General features: G+C 54.7%; 21 protein-coding genes. 5 read left to right on the forward strand and 16 right to left on the reverse strand.

Annotated elements, in window-relative coordinates:
- Positions 1-177 precede the first annotated feature (177 nt).
- Complete coding sequence (locus KGP17_RS18760) at positions 178-2286, forward strand: filamentous hemagglutinin N-terminal domain-containing protein (protein WP_223498143.1); 2109 nt, start codon at positions 178-180, stop codon at positions 2284-2286.
- A gap of 160 nt (positions 2287-2446) precedes the next feature.
- On the forward strand, positions 2447-4108 hold the full coding sequence (locus KGP17_RS18765; protein WP_223498144.1) for a ShlB/FhaC/HecB family hemolysin secretion/activation protein: 1662 nt from the start codon (positions 2447-2449) through the stop codon (positions 4106-4108).
- Between the two features lie 55 nt (positions 4109-4163).
- Here KGP17_RS18765 and sixA read toward each other — a convergent pair whose 3' ends face one another.
- The 4 genes from sixA to KGP17_RS18785 form a co-directional block, all read right to left on the reverse strand.
- Positions 4164-4646 carry a phosphohistidine phosphatase SixA gene (gene sixA / locus KGP17_RS18770; protein ID WP_021806062.1) on the reverse strand — a complete coding sequence of 161 codons (483 nt, stop codon included), beginning with the start codon at positions 4644-4646 and terminating at the stop codon, positions 4164-4166.
- A gap of 406 nt (positions 4647-5052) precedes the next feature.
- Complete coding sequence (gene fadJ, locus KGP17_RS18775) at positions 5053-7221, reverse strand: fatty acid oxidation complex subunit alpha FadJ (protein WP_223498145.1); 2169 nt, start codon at positions 7219-7221, stop codon at positions 5053-5055.
- A complete protein-coding gene (fadI, locus tag KGP17_RS18780) occupies positions 7218-8531 on the reverse strand; it encodes an acetyl-CoA C-acyltransferase FadI (protein ID WP_223498146.1) in 1314 nt (437 codons plus the stop codon). Before fadI ends, fadJ begins: the two co-directional genes overlap by 4 nt.
- A 198-nt stretch (positions 8532-8729) precedes the next feature.
- Positions 8730-9026, reverse strand: a complete 297-nt coding sequence (locus tag KGP17_RS18785) for a YfcZ/YiiS family protein (RefSeq protein WP_021806065.1) — start codon at positions 9024-9026, stop codon at positions 8730-8732.
- 407 nt (positions 9027-9433) lie between these two features.
- Here KGP17_RS18785 and fadL point away from each other — a divergent pair, with 407 nt between their 5' ends.
- Positions 9434-10756: a long-chain fatty acid transporter FadL gene (gene fadL, locus KGP17_RS18790; RefSeq protein WP_179245400.1), complete on the forward strand. Its 1323-nt coding sequence runs from the start codon at positions 9434-9436 to the stop codon at positions 10754-10756.
- 80 nt (positions 10757-10836) lie between these two features.
- Here fadL and KGP17_RS18795 read toward each other — a convergent pair whose 3' ends face one another.
- Entirely contained in the window at positions 10837-12624 is a 1788-nt protein-coding gene (locus KGP17_RS18795; RefSeq protein WP_094982015.1) for a flotillin family protein, read from the reverse strand.
- A 51-nt stretch (positions 12625-12675) separates the two neighbouring features.
- Positions 12676-13302 carry an OB-fold-containig protein gene (locus tag KGP17_RS18800; RefSeq protein WP_223498147.1) on the reverse strand — a complete coding sequence of 209 codons (627 nt, stop codon included), beginning with the start codon at positions 13300-13302 and terminating at the stop codon, positions 12676-12678.
- 83 nt (positions 13303-13385) lie between these two features.
- On the opposite strand from KGP17_RS18800, the gene KGP17_RS18805 reads away from it, so the two are divergent.
- Complete coding sequence (locus KGP17_RS18805) at positions 13386-13556, forward strand: hypothetical protein (RefSeq protein WP_021806069.1); 171 nt, start codon at positions 13386-13388, stop codon at positions 13554-13556.
- Between the two features lie 72 nt (positions 13557-13628).
- Here KGP17_RS18805 and mlaA read toward each other — a convergent pair whose 3' ends face one another.
- The 10 genes from mlaA to ccmA all read right to left on the reverse strand — a co-directional run bounded on the left by mlaA (position 13629) and on the right by ccmA (position 21503).
- Positions 13629-14390, reverse strand: coding sequence for a phospholipid-binding lipoprotein MlaA (gene mlaA, locus KGP17_RS18810; RefSeq protein WP_021178624.1), 762 nt, complete (start codon positions 14388-14390; stop codon positions 13629-13631).
- Between the two features lie 35 nt (positions 14391-14425).
- Positions 14426-15640, reverse strand: coding sequence for a c-type cytochrome biogenesis protein CcmI (gene ccmI, locus KGP17_RS18815; protein WP_021178625.1), 1215 nt, complete (start codon positions 15638-15640; stop codon positions 14426-14428).
- A complete protein-coding gene (locus KGP17_RS18820) occupies positions 15640-16107 on the reverse strand; it encodes a cytochrome c-type biogenesis protein (RefSeq protein ID WP_223498148.1) in 468 nt (155 codons plus the stop codon). Before KGP17_RS18820 ends, ccmI begins: the two co-directional genes overlap by 1 nt.
- Positions 16104-16655: a DsbE family thiol:disulfide interchange protein gene (locus tag KGP17_RS18825; RefSeq protein ID WP_021178627.1), complete on the reverse strand. Its 552-nt coding sequence runs from the start codon at positions 16653-16655 to the stop codon at positions 16104-16106. The genes KGP17_RS18820 and KGP17_RS18825 overlap by 4 nt, the downstream gene beginning before the upstream one ends.
- A complete protein-coding gene (locus tag KGP17_RS18830) occupies positions 16652-18622 on the reverse strand; it encodes a heme lyase CcmF/NrfE family subunit (RefSeq protein ID WP_021806070.1) in 1971 nt (656 codons plus the stop codon). The genes KGP17_RS18825 and KGP17_RS18830 overlap by 4 nt, the downstream gene beginning before the upstream one ends.
- The gene (ccmE, locus tag KGP17_RS18835; RefSeq protein ID WP_021806071.1) at positions 18619-19113 is read right to left on the reverse strand and encodes a cytochrome c maturation protein CcmE; all 495 of its coding nucleotides are present in this window, start codon (positions 19111-19113) and stop codon (positions 18619-18621) included. Before ccmE ends, KGP17_RS18830 begins: the two co-directional genes overlap by 4 nt.
- The gene (gene ccmD / locus KGP17_RS18840; RefSeq protein ID WP_223498149.1) at positions 19110-19361 is read right to left on the reverse strand and encodes a heme exporter protein CcmD; all 252 of its coding nucleotides are present in this window, start codon (positions 19359-19361) and stop codon (positions 19110-19112) included. The genes ccmE and ccmD overlap by 4 nt, the downstream gene beginning before the upstream one ends.
- Positions 19358-20095, reverse strand: a complete 738-nt coding sequence (locus KGP17_RS18845) for a heme ABC transporter permease (RefSeq protein ID WP_021806073.1) — start codon at positions 20093-20095, stop codon at positions 19358-19360. The genes ccmD and KGP17_RS18845 overlap by 4 nt, the downstream gene beginning before the upstream one ends.
- 116 nt (positions 20096-20211) lie before the next feature.
- Positions 20212-20871, reverse strand: coding sequence for a heme exporter protein CcmB (ccmB, locus tag KGP17_RS18850; protein WP_021806074.1), 660 nt, complete (start codon positions 20869-20871; stop codon positions 20212-20214).
- A complete protein-coding gene (gene ccmA / locus KGP17_RS18855) occupies positions 20871-21503 on the reverse strand; it encodes a cytochrome c biogenesis heme-transporting ATPase CcmA (protein ID WP_037375630.1) in 633 nt (210 codons plus the stop codon). Before ccmA ends, ccmB begins: the two co-directional genes overlap by 1 nt.
- Before the next feature lie 237 nt (positions 21504-21740).
- Between ccmA and KGP17_RS18860 the strand changes: the two genes are divergently transcribed.
- A complete protein-coding gene (locus KGP17_RS18860) occupies positions 21741-22691 on the forward strand; it encodes a formate/nitrite transporter family protein (RefSeq protein ID WP_021806076.1) in 951 nt (316 codons plus the stop codon).
- Positions 22692-22804 lie beyond the last annotated feature (113 nt).

Here is a 22804-nt window from a genome sequence, read left to right on the forward strand (position 1 = left end):
GGGGAATATTGTCAGTAGAATGCGCATTTTGTTATACGTAGATAAAGCGTATACATTGTTATGCGCAGTTAATAACTGCTACAAATAGCCGCATCGCAAATATAGCACCTTAAGTTAATCAAATAATAGTATATACCACCTGCACAACTTGGGGATGATCCCTCATGGTTGACAGAAATGAAGTTAGCTGCAAAGCCTTTTTCCACCAGTTCGGCTATCAATATTGATAGCCTTTGCATTTCAAATATTATAGGAAATAATATTATGACCCTAAAAAACAAACAGAAGCCGTTTCTTGCCAAACTTTCGCCAATTTGTTTCTTTAGCCTGCTGGCCTTACAGGGAGTCACCGTTACCCAAGCCGCTATCGTTTCCGCACCAGGTGGCCCATCGCTCGGTGCCTGCTCCATCAAAGGCGGTACGGTTATCGAGATTAATAAGCCCGGCAGAGGGGGCGTTTCTCACAATATCTATAACCAGTTTGACGTAGACCGTGGTGGAGTGGTGCTAAATAACAGCGCACAAAACTCGACGACCCAGGTGGCGGGTGCCATTAACGGCAACAAGAATATGGCCAAAGGGGCCGCTAACGTTATCCTCAATGAAGTCAACTCCGCTAAAGCCAGCCAACTCAACGGGATGATTGAGGTAGCAGGCCAGAATGCACAGGTTATTATTGCCAACCCATCGGGGATTACCTGTAACGGCTGCGGTTTCATCAACGCCAATCGTGCGACCTTGACCACGGGCAAGGCCTCGGTGGCTAATGGGCGCGTCCTCGATTACGTTGTCAACCAAGGTAAAATTACCATTACTGGCGATGGCTTGCAGAGTTCCAGCGCCAACTATACCGATTTAATTGCCCACACCGTTGCCATTAACGCCGACGTGCAGGCTCAGGATCTAAGGGTCACTTATGGCCAAAACCGCGTTAATGTCGACAACACCAAAGCCACCCTGCTCTCTGCTGCTCGTCAGTCTGGCATAGGTCTTGACGTTTCCAACCTGGGCGGCATGTACGCCAACAAAATTACGCTGATCGGTACCGGGAATGGCGTGGGTGTAAATAACGCTGGCACCCTCGCCGCTTCTGTTGGTGATGTGACCATGAACATGAATGGTTCACTCACCAATAAGGGGACTATTTCTGCCCAAAAAGATCTCAGGGTGGTATTGACCCCCAGTAACAACAATACATACGTAATAAACAGCCCAGATGGTTATCTTGAAGCGGGCAATGATATTGATATTAAAAGCGCTTACGTGAGAAACATCAAAGGGACCATGGTGGCCGATGGCAATATCAACATCGACATCGACATTTCCGCAGCCTCATCTTCAAATGTAGGGGTCGATAATGATAATGGTGAACTCAGCGCTGGAAAGGGGATTACGATTAGCACCAAAGGATCCTCAATCAAAAACAGCAGCGGTATCATCAGTGCCGTGGACGATGTCACCCTGGACGCCAAGTATGGTGTGAATAACTACGTGGGTAGAATTGTATCAGATGTCGGTGGCGTGACGGTTAATACCGCTAACACGCTCTTCAACGACAGAGGGATTATTGAGGCTAACTGCTGCGTGACGCTGAATGCCTACAAGATAAGCAGTCAATATGGCCTCATCCAAACCAAGGATGACGTTGTTATCAACGTCTCATCCGAACTGAATAACACCCAGGGTGAAATCCTGGCAGAAGGCAACATAGCTATAAAAGCGTCAGAGATTAAAAACAACTCAGGTAAAATCATGGCTCAAGAAGCCTTGAATATCGACGCCGCTCGTCTGGTTAATAGTGCTTATCACAATCCGACCCAAGAATACGGAATATTCAGCGGTGGTGACATGAACCTAAATTTAAGCTCCTCACTCAATAATGAGTATGGTGTCATCGCTTCTCAGGGTGATATCACCATTATCTCTAAGTATCTCATAGCCAATAAGCATGGGCATATTGGGAGCGATAAAAACATCACGCTGACTGCGGCCAACATTGGCAATCACAATGGCAATATGATTGCTGGCGAAAATCTGGTGGTTAATGCCTCACGTTTAGATAATGGCTCATCGGCCAGCACTGCTGGAAACATTGAGGCCGGTGATACTTTAGAGATCAACATGAAGCGCGGCCCGCTTTCCGGCGGTCAGCAGGTCGATGGCAGCTTCTATAATCAAGGGACCTTGGCTGGCAAAAACAAGATCAAGGTCAGTACTGATGGGAAATTCAGTAATTACGGCAAACTGATCTCAGACAATACTGTAGAAATCCATAGCAAGCGCTAATCCAGTGCTAATGCTGCCCCCCTATCACATCTATTCATCGCGAGATAGGTAATTACAAGCTGATAGCCATGTTAACAATGGCCATCAGCTGTTTTTCTTTTTTTACCTATATCCATACCGCGTCTGATTTAAGAAAAATCATATTAATAAGGAAGTTAACATGCGTTTTCGCTCTCCCCATGCTTGGCTATTGCTTATTCTCACCCCCTTGGTTCAGGCAGCTGAAAATGGCCAGTTTATTGAGCAGCAAATGAGCCACCAGCAGGAACAGGAAAAAGCACGCTACAACCAATTGGAAACCGTAGGTAAAGACGTGCGCTCCGCCGGCAACGCTGGACTAAGTACCCACATTGACTTTCCTGAAGAACAACCCTGCTTCACCATTCAACGGGTTGAACTGAATAAGGACAACAAGATCCCTCATTGGATACCCTTGCACAAACTGACAGAACAAGCACAAGGGCGCTGCCTGGGGATCCAGGGGGTGAAAACGCTCGCAACTGCCTTACAAAATGACCTGATTGGGCATGGCTATATCACTACCAGGGTCATGATCCCCCAGCAAAATTTGACCGAAGGGCTTCTCACCCTGGAGATCCTGCCCGGCACCATTGGCAACGTCAGGCTAACCGATGACAGCGATAAGTACGTCAACTTGCACACCACCTTCCCTGGCAGCCAAGGGGATCTGCTGGATCTGCGTGCTATTGAGCAGGGGTTGGAAAACATGCAGCGCATTCCTGATGTCGTTGCCAATATTTCACTCCACCCAGGCAAACATGCGGGTGAATCCGACCTGGAAATCAGCCGTGAACAACCCTCATTCTGGCGTTTGGGCGGTTGGCTGGATGACTCAGGCAGTAAACAAACCGGCCGCTATCAAAGCGGCCTGGCTTTATATATTGATAACCCGACCTCGATGAACGATCTGTTCTACGTTTCTGCCGGTCGTGATTTGCAGTTCCAATCGACCCGTCATGCTAATAATGGCTCGTTGTACTACTCGCTGCCCTACGGCTTTTGGTCAGTGGATTTATATGCCAGCCGCAGCGAGTATTTGCAAAATATCCATGGCATCTTTACCGATTTTTCCTACCGCGGCAAGTATCGCAACCTTAGCTTAAAAGTTAATCGCCTGTTGTATCGCAACGCAAGCCAAAAAAACACGCTCAGTTTTCAGCTCCTCAAGCGTAACTCGCATTTTTACCTGAACGATACGGAACTGCAGTTACAACAGCGTAATATGGCCAACTGGAGCATTGAGTTCAATCACCGCCACTACGTCGGCCAGTCCATTGTCGACGCCATGTTGAGCTATCAGCGTGATACCGCCTGGTTTGGTGCCGAAAGACCGGTGGACAGTGCTCCGTCAAGCCGTATCCTCAACCTGGATATCAGCACCTATACGCCATTTACCGTGCAAGATCTCTCAATGAGTTATCAATCCCGCTTTCGCCAGCAATATAGTCCGGACCGCCTGACCACTCAGGATCAATTCAGTATCGGTAACCGCTGGACCGTACGTGGATTTGACGGTGAAATGAATATGATGGCCAACAAGGGCTACTCCCTGCGCAATGACCTGAACCTGAACCTGCCAAAACTGGAGCAGCAATTATATCTGGGTATGGATTATGGCCGGGTGAAAGGAGACGGTAGTAACGATTTTGCCGATGGTCACCTGCTCGGTAGCGTTGCCGGTATTCGAGGGAAGGTAAAAGCGGTCGGTTATGACGCCTTCGTTGGGGTGCCGCTGTCCAAGCCCGATAATTTCATCACCAGCCCGGTTAACCTCGGCTTTACGTTACAGTGGCAATTTTGATGACGTTAATGACAAAGGGCGATGTTTATCATCGCCCTTTGAGGTGGGAACCAGCTCAGACCTTGGCCATCACCTGTGACGGGCTGACCTGCCATTCAAACTTGCCGATGCTGCCATCCTCGGACAGCTCGACATTAGCGATGGCGGAGGTCGCAAACATTGGCGGGCATTCCCCAGGGCACAGTTCGGCCACCAGATAACCCACCAGCGGTAGATGGGAAACCACTAACACCGCACCGATGCCCTCTTTCGCCAGCGCCTGCAGATAACAGCTGACCAGCCCAGCGTCGCCCCCTGGAGTCAGCTCCGGCAGCACTTCTTCACCTTCCGGCAGCGTTAACGCTTCGCGTACCGTTTCCAGCGTCTGCTCGGCCCGCAAATAGGGGCTGACCAGCACTCGTTCAATATCCACAGACTTGGTGTTCAACCAGGCCGCCATCTGACGTGACTCATCACGGCCACAAACGGTAAGAGGCCTTACCGAATCGCTGGCTGCATCGAGTGCCGCCTCTCCGTGACGCATAATCAAAACTTGCATATTGCACCGCTGTTGTTGACAAAATAACGCTATACAGAAACGCCGAGCGTGCTGTATCGCCGAGTTGCACTCAAGAACACAGGCCTGCTTCAAACGATAACGCGCCGTCTCTCTATGGCGGCCGGGCATTTTGCCTGAAAGTTCGCGTAAAGAAAACGCTGTTTTTTACAACATTTGCGCCCTTACACAAATTCATCGCTGACATAACAACCAATTCAACGGGTTAAATTTTAACCTTGTTGCTATGAAGTTTTGGGAGCGCTGAGTGAGCCACCCACCAAAACGCTACGTTACCCCTCCCCAATCTCCCTGTACAGCTTCCGGGATTGCCCTGATTGCAAGGAGTGATGACGATCACAATGCGGCTCCTTCTCAAACTGTAGCGCAAACCGGGCCGCTATGCTGGTTAACTGCCTTGCGGATAGAAGCGTTCCCCCTGCTCAGCCATGCGCTGCAGGCGTTCGCAAGGAGCAAAATATTCACCGTATTGCTGTTGCAGATAGCGCAGGGTTTTTACCACTTTCTCCGCGCCTAGCTCATCCATATAGCGGAATGGGCCACCCAGGAACGGCGGGAAGCCAATGCCAAACACCGCGCCGATATCACCGTCGCGAGCGCTACGGATCACGCCCTCATCCAGGCAACGCGCCGCCTCGTTGAGCATCATCATCATACAGCGTTGGGCGATCACCGCATGTTGAATATGCGCCTTGGCGGTGATACCCAGCAGTGGATAGATGCTGCTGTCTGCGCTCTTGCGCTTCTGGCGTGCCCTGCTGCCCTCGGCCGGGTACAGATAAAAACCACGGCCATTCTTGCGCCCTTTGCGGCCGTCTTTCAGCACTGCGTCGAACGCCGCTGGAGCGGCAAAGCGTGGCCCCAGTTCCGCCGTCAGGATCGGGATAATTTTGGTGCCAACGTCGATACCCACTTCGTCCAACAGCATGATGGGGCCCACTGGGAAACCAAAATCGACCAAAGCCTTATCCACCGATTCGATCGGCTCGCCTTCCAGCAGGCAGCGCGCCGCCTCATTAATATAAGGGGCGAGAATACGGTTGACGTAAAAACCAGCGCGATCGGCGACCACGATCGCCGTTTTCCCCTGTTTGTGGGCCAGAGCAACGGTAGTGGCAATGGTTTGTTCGCTGGTAGTGGCATGCGGGATCACTTCGACCAACGGCATTTTATCCACCGGGCTAAAGTAGTGCAGACCAATAACCTGCTGCGGCCTGGCTGCCTGCGCCGCGATTTGGCCGATCGGTAATGATGAGGTGTTGGAGGCGAATACGGTATGCGGCGCGGCATACCGTTCAATATCGGCCACCATCTGCTGCTTGAGCGCGATATCTTCAAATACCGCCTCCACCACGATGTCGACCCGTTCAAAACCGCTGTAATCGGTGCTGCCGGAAATCAACATCATCTGTTTCTGACGCTCTGCCGGACGCATCCGTTTGCTACGTACCCGTTTGCCCAGCAGATCCCAGGTGTATTTCAACGCATGGTTGATCCCCTGCTCATTCACGTCTTTAATGCGCACCGGTAACCCACCGCGAGTCGCCGTGACGCAGGCAATACCTCCGCCCATCAAACCACCGCCAAGAACACCGACGCGCTGTAATTCATGGGGCTGAGCATCCCCGCCACGCTCTTTTTTCAGCGCCGTAGAGGCAAAGAACAGGCTGCGTAATGCAGCAGACTGTGGTGACATCGCCAGTTCACCGAAGGCGCGGGCCTCCGCTTCATAGCCGCTGGCACTACCCTGATCCAGACCGGTGCGCACCACCTGAATAATACGCTCCGCTGCCGGGTAATTACCGTGGGTTTTCTCCAGGGTCTTCTTGCGCACGATGCTGAACAGCAGGCTTCTGCCTAACGGACCGTTGAGCAGGCGTTCTTGCCACGGTAACGCACGGCGCGACTTCCAGCCCTGTTTCACACGCTCAATGGCGGTTTGCAGCAGAATAGATTGCGGTACGGCCTCGTCCACCAGGCCCATACGCAGCGCCTGACGCGCGCGAACGTGTCTGCCCGTCAGCATCATATCCAACGCTTTGCTGGCACCAATCAGGCGTGGTAAGCGCTGGGTGCCACCAGAGCCAGGCAACAAGCCTAACTGGACTTCCGGCAGGCCGAGCGCCGTTTTGTCATCCAGCGAACAGACGCGGCTATGGCAAGCCAAAGCCAACTCCAGCCCGCCCCCAAGGCAAGCACCATGAATGGCGGCAACCACCGGCACTGGGAACGCGGCAATCTGTGCCAGCGTGCTCTGCCCCTTCTTCGCCAGCGTTTGTGCCTCTTGGGCCGTATGGCACGCGGCAATCATGGTGATATCTGCACCGGCAATAAAGGAATCTGGCTTGCCGGAGAGGATCACCAAGCCTTCCAGGGTGGCAAGCTGCTGCGCCTTGAGCAGCACGTCGTTGATCTGCTCAACAAACTCCGCCTTCAGCGTATTCACCTTCTCACCCGGCACATCGATGGTGATCACGCCAATATTGTCCGGGCGCAAGGTCAGATGAAATGCCGAAGGCTTGGCACGCTGTTCGTGCAATGCGTTCTCGAAACTCATTTGTCCACCTCCACAATCATCGCCGCACCTAATCCCCCAGCCGCGCAGGCGGTGGCCAGCCCCAGACCGCCACCGCGCCGTTTAAGCTCGTGCAGCGTCTGGGTAATCATGCGTGCGCCGGTCGCGGCAAACGGGTGGCCATAGGCGATAGAGCCACCCAACACGTTGAATTTTTCCATATCCACTTCGCCGATCGCCTGCTCACGCCCCAGCTTCTGCTGGGCAAACTCGGTGCTGGCGAACATTTTCAGGTTGGCCAGCGTTTGTGCTGCAAAGGCTTCATGCATATCGATCAGGGTCAGATCGGCCAGGGTAATACCCGCACGATCCAGCGCCAACGGGGTAGCATAGGAAGGGCCGAGCAGCATATCCTCCCAGACATCAATGGCGGCAAAAGCGAAGCTGCGCAGGTAGCCTAGAGGCTCCAGGCCGAGTTCTTTCGCACGGGATTCGCTCATCATCAGCACCGCTGCCGCACCATCGGTCAGCGGCGTACTGTTGGCGGCCGTGACGGTACCGTGGCGGCGATCGAATGCCGGTTTCAAGCGGGCATAAGACTCCAGGCTGGAATCTTTGCGGACGTTGTTATCTTCGGCCAGCGGGGTTTTATAGGGCGGCACATAGGCGGTCATCACTTCATCGCGCAACAGCCCCTGTTCCCAGGCTTTGGCGGCCAGTTGATGCGAGCGGTGTGCCAAAGCATCCTGCTGCTCGCGAGTAATGCCATGGGTTTTCGCCATCTGTTCGGCGGTATCCCCCATGCGCAGACCGGTAGAGTATTCTGCCACGGCGGGCGGCACCGGCATCAGATCGCGGAACTTAAGCTTGCTGAACAGTTTCAAGCGCTGCGACAGCGTGCGGGCCTTGTTGACGTCCACCAACGTACGAGCCAGCGCCTTGCTAACGCCAATCGGCAGCACGGAGGAAGAATCCGCCCCACCGGCAATGCCAACACTGATGCTGCCCACCATGATACTTTCCGCAACGTTGGCAATCGCCTGGAAGCTGGTAGCACAGGCACGTGAAACGCTATAGGCATCGGTGTGCACGCTCATGCCGGTGCCAAGCACAATTTCCCGCGCAATGTTCGGCGCTTCAGGCATTTGCACCACCTGGCCAAATACCAGTTGTTCGATCAGGGCGGGATCGATGCCGCTACGCGCCAGCAGCTCGCTCACCGCAGTCTTGCCAAGATCGACCGCAGGTATACCGTGATAAGCGGTAGCCTGCTTGGCGAAAGGGGTGCGCAGCCCTTGAACGATGGCGATACGGTCGCCGAGACGGGTAACCAGCGGCAATGCCTTACTCATAAACGCTCCTGAAGAGAGGCCGTCAATACAACGGACAAAAAGAGGTCTGACCTGATGAGGTCATTGTTAACCAAATGTTTACATTTGGCAAACCGGCAGAAGTGAAAACTGAGAGCGGGAGCAACTTTCTGGTAGGGGGTAAAGCGGTGCGGATACCAGCAGGGGCGCATAGTACGCCCCTACGGGATCGGGTCGGGATTAACGCAGGCCGAGCTGGAAGATCATGGTTTCTGCCTGGCAAGAGAAGGTGAAATCCACATCCAGTTGCACGCCGCCGTCAACCGGTTTAATGCTACTGCTGATGTCACAAGGATCGGACTCCACGCCGCGCGCCTTTTCAGTCAGTGCTGCCAGGGTTTGCTCTGCATCTTGCTGATTGGCAAACACTCGGCTGTAGGAAGCGGTGCAATCGGTGTTATCCATCACGGTTCCGACATCGACACAGCAGCAGGCCGCAGTTTCCTGAGCGTTACATTTATTGATTGCATCTGACATAGTTGAAATCTCCTCACGGGCCGCAGTTACGCTCGCCCAAATAGCCATTTATGATCTGGCGCAAATAAACAAAATTCTGTGTTTATTTTACTCCTCGGGCTTGCCAATCACTAGCCTTACTTTTTGTAAGCATTTTAAGTGACGGAAATCACATAACTAAATCGCCACCTGGTAAAAAAACATAAGAGTTTTGTTATGTATCGGTCGTTTTTTGTTATGTGGATCTCTTTTCTGATATCAATTTGGAAATATTTCAAAAACAAACTTGCAACATCTTAACAGGTCGGACCTATAATTCAGCCACTGGTCTGATTTGTCAGATTGATAACGGACCCTACAATCGCGCGCTCCATGTTACTTTGTGTAACATTGTTTAAATAATAAACACATAAAATGAGGTTTTGGTCATGAGCCAGAAAAACCTATTCACTAAATCAGCTCTCGCAGCTGCAGTGGCAATTATTTCTTCGAACGTGTATGCCGCAGGATTCCAGCTGAACGAGTTCTCGGCAGTTGGTTTAGGGCGAGCCTATTCTGGCGAAGGCGCAGTGGCGGATACCGCAGCCTCAGCAAGCCGTAACCCGGCGACCATGATGATGTTTGACCGCCCTTCTTTCTCTGCGGGCGCCGTTTTTATTGACCCAGACGTTAACATTACCGGCACCTCACCTTCAGGCCGCAGCCTGGATGCGAAGAACATTGCCCCGACCGCCTGGGTACCCAACCTGCACTACATCCAACCGCTGAATGACCAATGGGCCGTTGGCGGTTCTGTGACCAGCAACTATGGCCTGGCCACCGAATACAACGAAGGCTACACCGCTGGCTCCGTCGGCGGGACTACCGACCTGACCACGGCAAACCTCAACCTGAGCCTCGCATACCGTCTGAACCAACAATTCAGCTTCGGTCTGGGCTTCGATGCAGTGTATGCCAAAGCCAAGATCGATCGCTTCGCCGGCGATTTACCACTGCTGCTGGCAGGCTCCGGCAAATTGCCTCCGGCGCTGGCTGGCCAGGTAGCCAGGATCCCTGCCGATACTCAGATCTCTCATCTGGAAGGTAACAAGTGGGGCTACGGCTGGAACGCTGGCATCTTGTATCAAGTAGACGACAGAAACCGTTACGGCTTCACCTACCGCTCTGAAGTGAAAATCGACTTTGACGGTGACTACCGCAGCAGCCTGCCTTCCGCCTATAACGGCCTGCTCGGGCAGTTTGGCCTGCCAATGGGGACCGACGGTAACAACGTCCCAGGTTCTCTGACCCTGAATCTGCCAGAAATGTGGGAGATCTCCGGTTATAACAAAGTGGCACAGCAGTGGGCTATCCACTACAGCATGGCCTACACCAGTTGGAGCCAGTTCCAGGAGCTGAAAGCGACAGACAGCAACGGCAAAACGCTGTTCCAGAAGCATGAAGGCTTCCGTGACGCTTACCGTATCGCGCTGGGTACCACCTACTTCTACGACGATAACTGGACCTTCCGTGGCGGTATCGCCTTCGATGATAGCCCGGTTCCGGCACAAAACCGCTCTATCTCAATCCCGGATCAGGATCGCACCTGGATCAGCGCCGGTACCACTTACGCGTTCAATAAAGACGCTTCTGTCGACGTGGGTGTGTCCTACATGCACGGCCAGAAAGTCACCATCAAAGAAGGCCCATATACCTTCGAATCGAAGGGTTCAGCCTGGTTGTACGGTGCTGGCTTCAACTACCGTTTCTAATCTGTTTTCCTGGACAGAAACGTAAAAACGGCGGGATTATCCCGCCGTTTTTTATTCTATTAACCCCATCCAGTCGTAACTCAGGAAAGGCTTACCGTCGTGATGCTGTGCTCAGTCGACGGAGCATACGACTCCGGCTTTTGTTCCGTAATTTCTTCTTGAACGACTACAGCGTCAGGCTCCGCCACCGGAGCAACTGGCTGCGCCTGCGGCAAAGCAGCGGTCAACGCCTGCAATGAACCACCGCTGATACCGATTTCCTGTAACAGGGAATCGATGACCGGTGCATGCGTGCGGTAGGCGAGCGCGGCAGACATCGCCTGCTCGGCCAGGTTGCCGCCGCCGACCGAAGCCGCCGTCGCCCCTGCGATACCGCCAGAACGGTTCAACCCATCCACCTGCATGATCTTGATGCCTTCGATGGCCTTCATCGGCTCAACGGACTTCTCGATGATCGCCGGCAGTGCCTGCAGCAGTGCCAGTTTGAACTTCAGGCTGGTCTGATCGCTGGAAAGCATGTTGACCGCTTCGTTCAACGCACGCTGGGTTTCCGCCTCTGCCAAGCCTTTCTTACGTGCGGCTTCGGCCAGTTCAATGATGGCAGCGGCCTGCAGTTCAGCGGCCTCTTTCTCCGCACGGGCTTTCAGCGTCAGTTGCATCGCCTCGGTTTCCGCCCCTTGACGGGCTTCAATCAGAGCAACCTGTTTGGCACGATCGGCTTCGGCAGTCTGGCGCGTGGTTTCCACGTTTTGCTCCGCTTTCACCGCTTCGGTCAACGCGTCATTGGCGCGCGCCTGAGCCTGGGACTGCTGCTCGGACTTGGCAGCAATGGCGATGGCCTTATCCTGTTCGGCGATTTCCGTCACTTTTTTCTGCTCGATGGCGGCCATTTCAGTGACTTTATTCTGCTCGATCTCTTTGACGCGGATTTCACGGTCCGCCTCTACCTTACGGGTCCGTACCGCCTGCTCACGCTCGATTTCCGCCTCCTGGATCTGGCGCTCGGCGGAGATGCGGCTCTGTTCAGCCTCGCGGCGGCGCTCCGCTTCGAAGGTGGCGATCCGGGAGCTTTGCTCGGCGCTGCGGGTCTTGACCTGCTGCTCCTGCTCAAGCGACATGAAGGCTTCCTGCTGCTCGATCTCCAGCTTGCGTGCCATGGCATCGCGGTTTTTCTCGCGTACGGCGACCTCCACGTCCTGCTCAACTTCGTTACGCTCGCGACGACGGCGTTCGGTTTCCTGCGTCAGCTTGGTCAGCCCTTCGGCATCGAAGGCGTTGTTAGGATCAAAATACTCTTTCGAGGTCTGGTTAAAGTTGGTCAGCGATACGCTTTCCAGCTCCAGGCCGTTTTTCGCCAGATCTTCGGATACCGTGCTCTGCACGCCCTGCACGAAGTTTTCGCGCGTATCTTGCAGGTCTTGCATGGTCATCTGCGCTGCGGTGGAGCGTAGGGCATCAACAAACTTGTCTTCCACCAGTTGGCGCAGATCTTCCGGTGACAGCGTACGCTGGCCCAAAGTCTGTGCGGCAGTGGAGATCCCTTCAATGGTCGGTTGCACGCGGACAAAAAATGCCACCACCACGTCGACGCGCATTCTGTCCTTGGTGATCAGGCTGTCGTGCATGGCACGGCTGACCTCCAGCTTCAGGGTCTTCATGTTGATTTCAACAATCTCATGAAACACCGGCAGGGAGATGGCACCACCGCTCAGCACCACCTTGAGACCGCCCAGACCGGTACGTACCAACGACTGTTCCGCCGAAGCGCGGCGATACAGACGTGAAAAAATCAGTCCGATAATCAGCAGGACGACAAAGATACCACCCGCAATCGAACCCCAAAACGTAAGACCATCACTAATTATCACTAGGGCTACCTCTCCATCAGTATTATCAAAATAATTCCGTTAAAACCGCGTTCACAGCAGGTCCGGCCAAGGGTTGGCGCTACCGCTGAAGCGAGAACCGGAGATGCGCGCCGTAACCAGCACCTTGGCTCCACGCACAAAGGCGGCGTCCGCCTCATCCGGCTCGATCAAAATATAATGGGTACGCCCGTGCTCGTCAGTCAATCTGGCTTCTGCCGGGGAGCCAGCCGTGGCCGTTGCGCCAGTCATGATTGCCATCCGGCCAATAAAGCTGTCCGTGGAAACGGCGTTGCTTTCGTCACGTGGCAAGTAGCGAGCAATGCCGCGGCCACACCAGCGTACGCTGAACACAGCGACGATAAAGGCAACGATCACCGCCAGCCACACCGGTAGTTCACCGCCTGCCAGCCATTGCAGTATCAGGCCACTCAGTGAAAAACCGCCGAGAAACAGCACGATGATGATCAGCAGCGGCAAGCGCCCGATATGCAGCCAGCTCAGACCCTGGGCGAAAACGTTCTCACCCAGGGTAATATCCGGATGAGAGTCTATAGCCGCATCGAAATGGCTGGAAAGGGAAGCACCGAGAAACACCGCCAGCGTTTCCAGCACGCCGATAAACAGCAGCAGGAGCAGAGCGATCAAGAAAGGGGCATTGCCTGAAGAAAGTAGGTCCATATTGGCGTTCTCCGTGCGCATCACAGCGAAAATATCGCGGCAGCAGAAAACCGGCAGGAAAGAGGGTACAAAACGCGGTAAAGATGATGCTGCAATCCGCTATAAACGTTCCTTGTGCCACACAAGCCGGTTCCCAAGCCACGGGCTCTGCCTTCCAAGTCACCAGCGGCAGTCGCCTGGCGCAGATTTTAGCATTTACTGCCGCGCCATCCCAGAAAATCATCAATAAAAATGATTATCATTTACATAAATAAAAAAGGATCCCTACACTTCCGGGATCCTTTTTCAAACGGTATTCACCACAGGATAAGTTGAAAGAACAATCCTTAGTTGGCGGAGTCGATCTCGTCCAGATCGCCCTGGATCGCCTTGGCATTCGGGTTTTCCTGCGGCTTGAGCACCCCGCCATTCGCCAGGAAGTCATGGCGTTGGAAATAGGCGTCACGCACCATCGCATAGGGATCGGAAGAGTTGCGCAGCAACCCATCGGAATCCAGCAGTTGAGCACGGGTTTCAACCCCTTCCACTACCCATTTCCCCGCCGACATCCAGAAGGTGAGATAACTCAGCACCGGATAAACGCTATCCGCCCAATCGCCACCGTCTTCACGAATAGTGAAGCTGCCGTAGACCGGTAAGTGGACATACGGGCCGTAACCTACGCCGTAGTTCCCCAAGGTGCCACCGAAGCGGCGTGGTTCTTCACGCGCCAGTTTCGGGTTAGCCATACTGGCCACGTCGATCAACCCGCCCATCCCCAACAGGGTGTTGAGGAAGAAACGGTTGAAGTGCTTCATGCCCTGATAAGGGTTACCACGCAGAAATTCGTTCACCATGCTGGCCGGCTCTTCCAGGTTGGAAGTAAAGTTGCTCAAGCCATTACGCGCAGGCATCGGGACGTAATCACGCCATGCCACCGCAACCGGGCGCAGCACGTAGGGATCCATCACGTTATAGTTGAAGTTAAACATCGCCCGGTTAAACCCTTCAAGAGGGTCGGAACGCCCTTGCGGATCGTCACCAGGCGAGCTGGCACAGCCTACCAATAACACCGTTGCGAAAGCCAGCCCAGTCAGGCGAAAGTTCATATTTATCTCCATGAAAACCCTTGGATTCTTTTTTATCAGGGAACCTGTTTATCTATCTGAACGCTGACCTGTTCCTTGCCGCTATAGGCTTGCAGCGTACTATCGCCAAACCAGTCGCCCGCCTGTGGCGTTGCCAAACCATCCTGTGACAGCCTGACGTGCACCTTCACCTTCTGCTGAGCCGAGAGCAGCCGCTCAGGCATCATGGCGTTGCTGTCATCCAATGTGAATGATAGCGGGAAACGACTCAGTGGCAATTGCTTGACCGCTACCGGCACCGGGTTGGTGCCATCGGTAACCGAAACGATCAGCGTTCCTTGTTGTGGTAATGCTTTTGCCGCCTCTGGCGACAGCGTGACAGTGACGGAGAGTTTAACAGTTTCTGCGCCCACCTGAACTTTTGCTTGTTCAATACTGCGCTTTATCACTGCAACACGCTGGTCATCGGCAGGTAACAGTTTCAACATTACCTGCCAGGCACCGATCGCCTGTTGGTAATCGCCCTGCTCAAAGGAGTTGAACGCCAACAGGCTCAGTACACGCACGTTGGTGTGATCTTCTGCCACCATGGTGCGCAGCATTGCGGTGGCCTGCTTGTTGTCTTCCGGATCGCCCGAGCGCGTCAGCACTTCAGCATAGCCCAGGCGCACTTCCATATTGCTCGGATCCAGGCTGTAAGCTCGAGCAAAAGCCTGGGTCGCGGTGGTGGCATTATTCAACGCCATCCCGACACGGCCAAGCATCATCCAGTCGTTCAGGTTCCTGTCATCGTCCTGCAACGAGGTGCGTAAACCCAAGCCAAGACGGGCGATCTCTTCCATACTCAGCGGTTGGGCACGCTCATTCGCCACCCGCGCACGCAGTTCCGGCATTTGGGATTCTACCTGATGCCAGGCCATAACCTGAGCCAAACCGCCGGTTTTCAGATAAAAGCCAACCGATACCACCACCAACACCATCACGCCAGGCACTAAAGCCCAACGATTGATAGGCCGTGCAGGCTGCTCATCCGGTTGCCCAGGAATATCGTTCAGCAAGTTCTGTTGCAGCTCTTTGACCAGCTCCGGGCGTTCCGCAACTACCCCTTGATCTTCATCTTGTGCCAGCTCGTCAAGGCGATCCTGGTAGAACGCCTTGTTGAGCGTATCGCGGCTGGCCGCCGTACTTTCTTTGCCTTGGCGCATCGCAGGCACGACCAGCAACGCGCTCGCACCGACCAACAGCACTATAATTATCAGCCAAAAAGCCATTAGGGTTTCTTCCTGTCAGTCTCTTTCAACAACGCCGCAAGACGCTGCTGCTCCTGCTCGGAGAATTCCTCGTTGACTACGCCCGCCCGCCGTTGACGAGTGCGCAGTATCACCACCGCCCCGCCAATCAGCACAAACAGCAGCGGCCCGACCCACAAGATCAAGGTTGCTGGCGTCACCGGGGGTTGATAGGTCACAAAATTACCGTAGCGCGCCACCATATAGTCGATGACCTGCTGCTTGTCTTGCCCCTGCATCATCAGCTCATACACCTTGGTGCGCATATCCGCCGCGATGATGGCGTTGGAATCGGCAATGCTGTTGTTCTGGCATTTAGGGCAGCGCAACTGTTCGGTCAACTCACGGTATTGCTGTTCCTGCTCCACCGAATTGAATTTGTAGGTATCGATAGCCGCAGCAGCACTCCAGCTTAGCAATGCCGCCACCAGTAAGGTTATCAGCCTCATGCGTCGCCCCCATATTTACGGTACAGCGGTAACACTTCCTGCTGCCAGACACGCTCGTTCATGTCCCCGGCGTGGCGGTAGCGGATAATGCCTTCACCGTCGATCAGGAAGGTCTCAGGTGCGCCATACACGCCGAGATCCAGCCCCAGCATGCCGTCGCCGTCGTACAGGCTCAGCGCATAAGGGTTACCCAACTGATTGAGCCACACCACCGCCTTCTGGCGATCGTCTTTATAGTTTAGCCCGACTACTCGGATGCCTTTGGCCGCCAGAGTATTGAGATACTCGTGCTCCGCCCGACAGGTGGGGCACCAGGTCGCCCACACGTTCAACAATATCGGTTTGCCCGTGCGCAGCACCGCCTGATCGAAGGTTTTACCTGGATGTTCCAGGGATTCCAGCTTGAAGGTCGGCACCGGTTTACCAATCAGCGCAGACTCCAGCATGGTGGGATCTTCCCCGCCGGCGTTACGCGTCAGCTGTACCAACAAAGCCACCACCAACAGCAGGAACAGGATTAACGGAATAAATAACAGTTTGCGGTTCATGCCTGCCCCCCTTGTTTGGCTTCACGTTTGAGTTTTTTGCTCATGCGATAGCGCGGATCAAGAATACATAGCACGCCGCCGATCGCCATAAACACCCCACCGAACCAGATCCAGCGGACAAAAGGTTTGTAGTAAAGCCGCACGGCCCAGGAGCCATCGTCCAACTCTTCACCCAACGCGGCGTACAAATCGCGCGTCAGGCCACCGTCGATGGCGGCCTCCGTCATCATGCTGCGCGCCACGCTGTAATAACGTTTTTCCGCATGCAGGGTGGCTTCTGCCTTACCGTTGCGGGTGACATCGATAATCCCGACACCGCCGGTGTAGTTTGAACCGCGGATATCGTGAACGTCGCGGAAGATGAAGCGATAGTCGTGAATTTCCACGCTATCACCGGCTTTCATGCGGACATCACGCTCAACGCTGTAGTTTTGGCTGAAGGCGATCCCGATCACCGTGACCGCCACGCCCAGATGGCCTAACACCATGCCCCAATGACTACGGGAAAGGTGCCTGAGCCCCTGCCAGAATCCGTGGCGATGGGTGGCTCGCTCATGCAGCTCCATCAGAGTCAGCAGGATCACCCAGATGGCCATGATCAGCCCAACCACCGTCATGCCGACGATACTGTCTTGCAGCAGCCAAGGCAGCAGGATTGACAGCACCAGCGTGATCACCAGCGCCACGCCCAGGCGACGCCAGAGCTTGGTGGGTTCGTCACGACGCCAGCGCACCAACGGCCCGATGCCCAGCAGCAGCGCCAGCGGTGCCATCAACCAGGTAAACATGGTGTTGAAGAAAGGCTCGCCGATGGAAATACTGCCCAGCCCCAACTGTTTATGCACCAACGGCAACAAGGTCCCCAGCAACACCACCAGCATGGCGGCGATCAGCAGGACGTTGTTGCCCAGCAGGAAGGTTTCCCGCGAGAAGGTTTCATGCTGCACCCGGCTACGCACCTGCCCGCCCTTCACGGCATACAGCAACAGCGAGCCGCCAATCACGATCACCAGATAGGCGAGGATAAACATCCCACGCGCCGGATCGGAGGCAAACGAGTGGACGGAGACCAGCACGCCGGAACGCACCAGGAAGGTGCCCAACAGACACAGGGAGAAGGCCGTGATCGCCAGCAGCACCGTCCAGGCTTTGAAGGTCCCGCGTTTTTCGGTGACCGCCAGCGAGTGCATCAAGGCCGTACCGGCAAGCCATGGCATAAAGGAGGCGTTTTCGACCGGATCCCAGAACCACCAGCCGCCCCAGCCCAGCTCATAGTAAGCCCACGCTGATCCCAACACGATGCCCATGGTCAGGAAGACCCAGGCCGCCGTAGTCCACGGACGCGACCAACGAGCCCAGGCCGTATCGAGCCGCCCGGCCATCAGTGAGGCAATGGCGAAGGCAAAGGCCACCGAGAAACCCACGTAGCCCATATACAGCAACGGCGGGTGGAAGATCAGCCCGATATCCTGCAACAGCGGGTTAAGATCGCCCCCGTCGATCGGGAAACTCGGCAAGGTGCGAGTAAACGGGTTGGAGGTCATAATGATGAACAGCAAGAACCCGGCGGTGATCATCCCCATCACCGACAACACTCGCGCCACGGCATCCTGCGGCATTGCACGGCTGCACATGGCAACCGCCAGTGACCAGCAGCTCAGCAGCAACACCCACAGCAGCAGGGAACCTTCGTGCGCCCCCCATGTTGCCGCAATGCGGTAATACACCGGTAGCTTGGTGTTGGAGTTGGCGGCTACATAGGAGACGGTAAAATCATTGGTAATAAACGCATACACCAGGCAGGCAAATGCCAGGGCGATGGCGATAAACATGCCATAGGTTAACGGGCGGGCTACCGCCATCATGCGCGTATCCTGGCGCGCCGCTCCCCATTGCGGGTAAATGCTCAGCAGCAACGAAATCGCCAACGCCAGGCACAGCAGAAAACTTCCAAGTTCCGGCATCATGACTTGTTGCCCCCGTCCGGCGAACTGCTATAGGTAGCGGCCGGGCTTTTATGATTCTCTTTCATGGCATCCGCGACTTCTGGTGGCGTATATTTTTCATCGTGTTTGGCCAGCACTTCACGCGCGTTGACCACATTACCTTCCCCCAGCACGCCCTGTGCCACAACGCCCTGCCCCTCACGGAACAGATCCGGCAAAATCCCGTTGTAGGTTACTTCGATGGCTCCGTGGGCATCATATACCTTGAAGCTCACCTGCAGGCTTTGCTGATCGCGTTTGACCGAGCCAGGCATCACCATGCCACCGATACGCAGGCGCTGGCCCACCTCCGGTTTTTCATGCTTTTCACCCTTGCCTTGCAGGATCTCGCTCGGGGTATAGAACAGGTCGATATTGGAGCGCAAGGCATACAGCATCAGCGTGGCAGTAAGCGCGACGCCAATCAGTACGACAATGACCAGATAGAGGCGGCTTTTACGACGTGGATTCACTGTAATTTCTCCCGCGAGTTAACAGGCTGCGGTGTGGCCGCGGATTGCTTTGACTGTTGTGACTGGCGGATACGCCGTTCACGCGACGCCTGGCGGCTGACTTCGGCCAGTAGCTGCTTACGCTGCCACAGGGTGTGGACCAGTAGCCCCAACAGGGAAAGCAGGGTTACGGCCACGGCCAACCAAACGTAAAACGCATAACCGCCCATGGCGAAAAACGCCTGCCAGGAACTGAATGCAGCATTCATGACTGACGCTCCTTGCTAACCAATTCGGCGACCCAAGGGCGCTGACGTTCCTGGAAAAGGATCAGATTGCGCAGGCGCATCAAGGTCAGCGTAATAAAGAACAACAGGTAACCGAAGATCGCCCAACGCAGCGGGTAACGCATGCTTGGCGCAATGCTCTGCTGCATATTGGTTGAGCCCTGGTGGAGGGTATTCCACCATTCGACCGAAAAGTGAATAATCGGAATGTTGATCACCCCTACCAGCACCAGAATACCGGCGGCTCGCCCGGCCAGGCGGCGATCGTCGAAAGCGTTATACAACGCAATGATGCCCATATAAAGGAACAGCAACACCAGCTCCGAGGTCAGGCGAGCATCCCACACCCACCAGGTGCCCCACATCGGTTTGCCCCAGGCAGATCCGGTGACCAGAGCAATAAAAGTGAACACCGCACCGACCGGAGCCATGGCCGCGACCACGGTATCGGACATTTTCATCTGCCAGACCAGGCCGATAAACGCCGCTATCGCCATCGAGCCATAAATGCCCATCGACCAGATGGCCGCCGGAACATGAATGTACATGATACGGAAGCTGTCACCCTGTTGATAATCTTTAGGTGCGAAACCGAAGCCCCACACCCAGCCGATCAGCAGACAGATGGCGCCCGCTATCCCCAACCAGGGGACAAAGCGGCCACAGACATGGTACAGCCGTTCCGGCTTGGCAAATTGATGTAACCATTTCCACATTGTCGTCATTGCTCACGGTAAGAAATCATTCAGTAACCGCTCCCTGATGGCAGAACGGCGAAAGTCTTGCGCACGGAAAAGCTCTTATAGGCATTCATCCGCGATTAAATTTCCAGCTAGTGTACGCTTACACGCAACGCAGCTGCGGTGGCAAAAGGTGCCAGCGTGATGCTGCCCGCCAGCATCGCGCCCAGGATGGCCAGGTAACCGTCGATCGGCATCCCCATCGAGGCGGCATCTATCGCCGCGGTAGCGAAAATCAGTACCGGAATATACAGTGGCAGCACCAGCAAACTCAGCAGCACGCCGCCTTTGCGTAGCCCCACCGTCAACGCCACCCCGATAGCACCAATCAGGCTCAGCGTTGGGGTGCCCAGCAGCAGGGTCAGCGCCATCGCCATCCAGGTATTCACATCCAGCGACAGCAGCAGCGCCACCAACGGCGACAGGATCAACAACGGCAACCCGGTTACTACCCAGTGAGCACACACTTTGCCTAACACCGTCATTGGCAGCTGCGTTGGCAATAACAATAACTGTTCCAAAGAGCCATCGAGGTAGTCATCACGGAACAATCGCTCCAGCGAAAGCAACGAGGCTAACAGCGCCGCTACCCAAATAATCCCCGGCGCAATACGCGCCAGCAATTGCGGTTCTGGCCCAACGCCCAAGGGAAACAGCGTGATCACGATCAGGAAGAACCACAGCGGGTTGACGATCTCGGAGCCTTTACGAAAGGCAATTTTCAGTTCCCGCCGCAGTATGATGAAGAACATCAGGCGATCTCCGCGCTGGTCTGTGTCAGGCGAATTTTCCTTACCGCCTGCCGTGTACCGGTTAAATCTTGATGCGTCGTTAGCAGCACCATACCGCCCTGTTGCGCATGTTGCTCAAACAGCGCGGTCAGCTCCAACACGCCCTGCTTGTCTATCGCCGTCAAGGGTTCATCCAGGATCCACAGCGGGCATTTGCTGAGCCAGAGCCGTGCCAGCGCCACGCGCCGCTGCTGCCCGGCGGAAAGCTGCGCCACCGGCAAATCCTCATAACCGACCAAGCCTACCTGCTCCAACGCCTGCCAGATGGCCTGACGATCGGATGACTGGCTAACCGCCTGGTAAAACTGCAAATTCTCAAACGGGGTCAGCATGGATTTAATCCCTGGCTGGTGCCCCAGAAACAGCAGGTCCAAATGATATTGCTCACGGCGATGGCGCGTATTTTCGCCCTGCCACAGCACTTCGCCTGCGTCTGGCTGCGCCAACCCGGCCAAAATACGCAGCAAGCTGGTTTTGCCAGCGCCATTAGGGCCTTCCACCTGAATAATGTCGCCCGGGCTCACCAAAAAACTCAACCTGTCAAACAGAGTTCGTTCATCTCGTACACAACTAAGATTTTTGGCTTCCAGCATGGAGGACTCATATTTTTCTTTGGGATAGCGAATCATAGCATAAGCCACAGTGCGCTCGTAGCCCGCAGCCTGGCTTGGATGTACTCCATTAGGGGTAATATTGCGCATCAGATCAAAATTGCGTAGAAAAAATCATCAACGTTAAAATTTCGTTACTTTTTCATCATTTTTCCGGCGCACTTTCCTTCGCCCCATCAGCAACTACGCTTTAGTTATCAGCCAATAGGAGAATGACCATTGAGCACAAAACCAGATCGTCCAGCCAACAGCGATGAAAACAGCGTCAAGGTCGAAAGCGAAGAGCACGATCGGGGCAAATCCACCATTGAGGTCGATGAGGAAAAACTGCCCTCGCGCGCCGCTGCCGTGCATGAACAAATCCGCATGGAGGGGGAGAAAGAACTGGAGCGTGACTGGCTGGCGCTATTGCTGTCAGCCTTGGCCGCCGGCTTGTCGATGGGGGCTTCTCTGGCAGCTAAAGGAATTTTTCACGCACGGCTACCGGACGACCCAAGCCGATTTTTTATCGAGAACATCGGCTATACCTTCGGCTTTATCATCGTCATCATGGCTCGCCAGCAGCTGTTTACGGAAAACACCGTCACTGCAGTGTTGCCCATCATGCATAAACCGACGCCGAAGAACTTCGTCATTCTGTTCCGCCTGTGGGGGATAGTGCTGTTGGGGAATCTGCTCGGCACTGGCCTGGCCGCGCTGGCATTTATCTATATGCCTATTTTTGATGAGAATACCCGTGCGGCCTTCACCAGCTTGTCACAGGAAATCATGCATAACACCCCGGGAGAGATGTTTGCCAACGGCATCCTGGCGGGTTGGATCATCGCCACGATGGTGTGGATGTTCCCTTCGGCCAGGGCTGCCAAAATCTGGGTGATCGTACTGATGACCTACCTGGTGGCGATTTGCGATCTGACCCATATCGTGGTCGGTTCCGTCGAGATCCTGTACCTGGTGTTTAGCGGCGCACTCCCTTGGCAGGAGTTCTTCTACCCGTTCGCCATCCCGACGTTGGCGGGCAATATCATCGGCGGCAGCTTTATCTTCGCGCTGATCAGCCATGCGCAGATCCGTAACGATATGAGTGACAAGGCCAAGGCAGAACGGTTGAAGGCACAACGGGAGAATCAACCCAGGAAGGAACTCACGGATAAATCAGACCGCGAATAAAACTTCTCCAACCCGTTCGCGGCACAGTAAAAGGTGGATAATCGGGAAAATGGGGCATAACGGGAGAAAACCGATTATATTTCAGGCAATCAGACCAATAGCCCCTTAAACCC

Source organism: Serratia sp. JSRIV001, assembly GCF_019968745.1.
GTDB classification, from domain to species: Bacteria; Pseudomonadota; Gammaproteobacteria; order Enterobacterales; family Enterobacteriaceae; genus Chania; species Chania fonticola_B.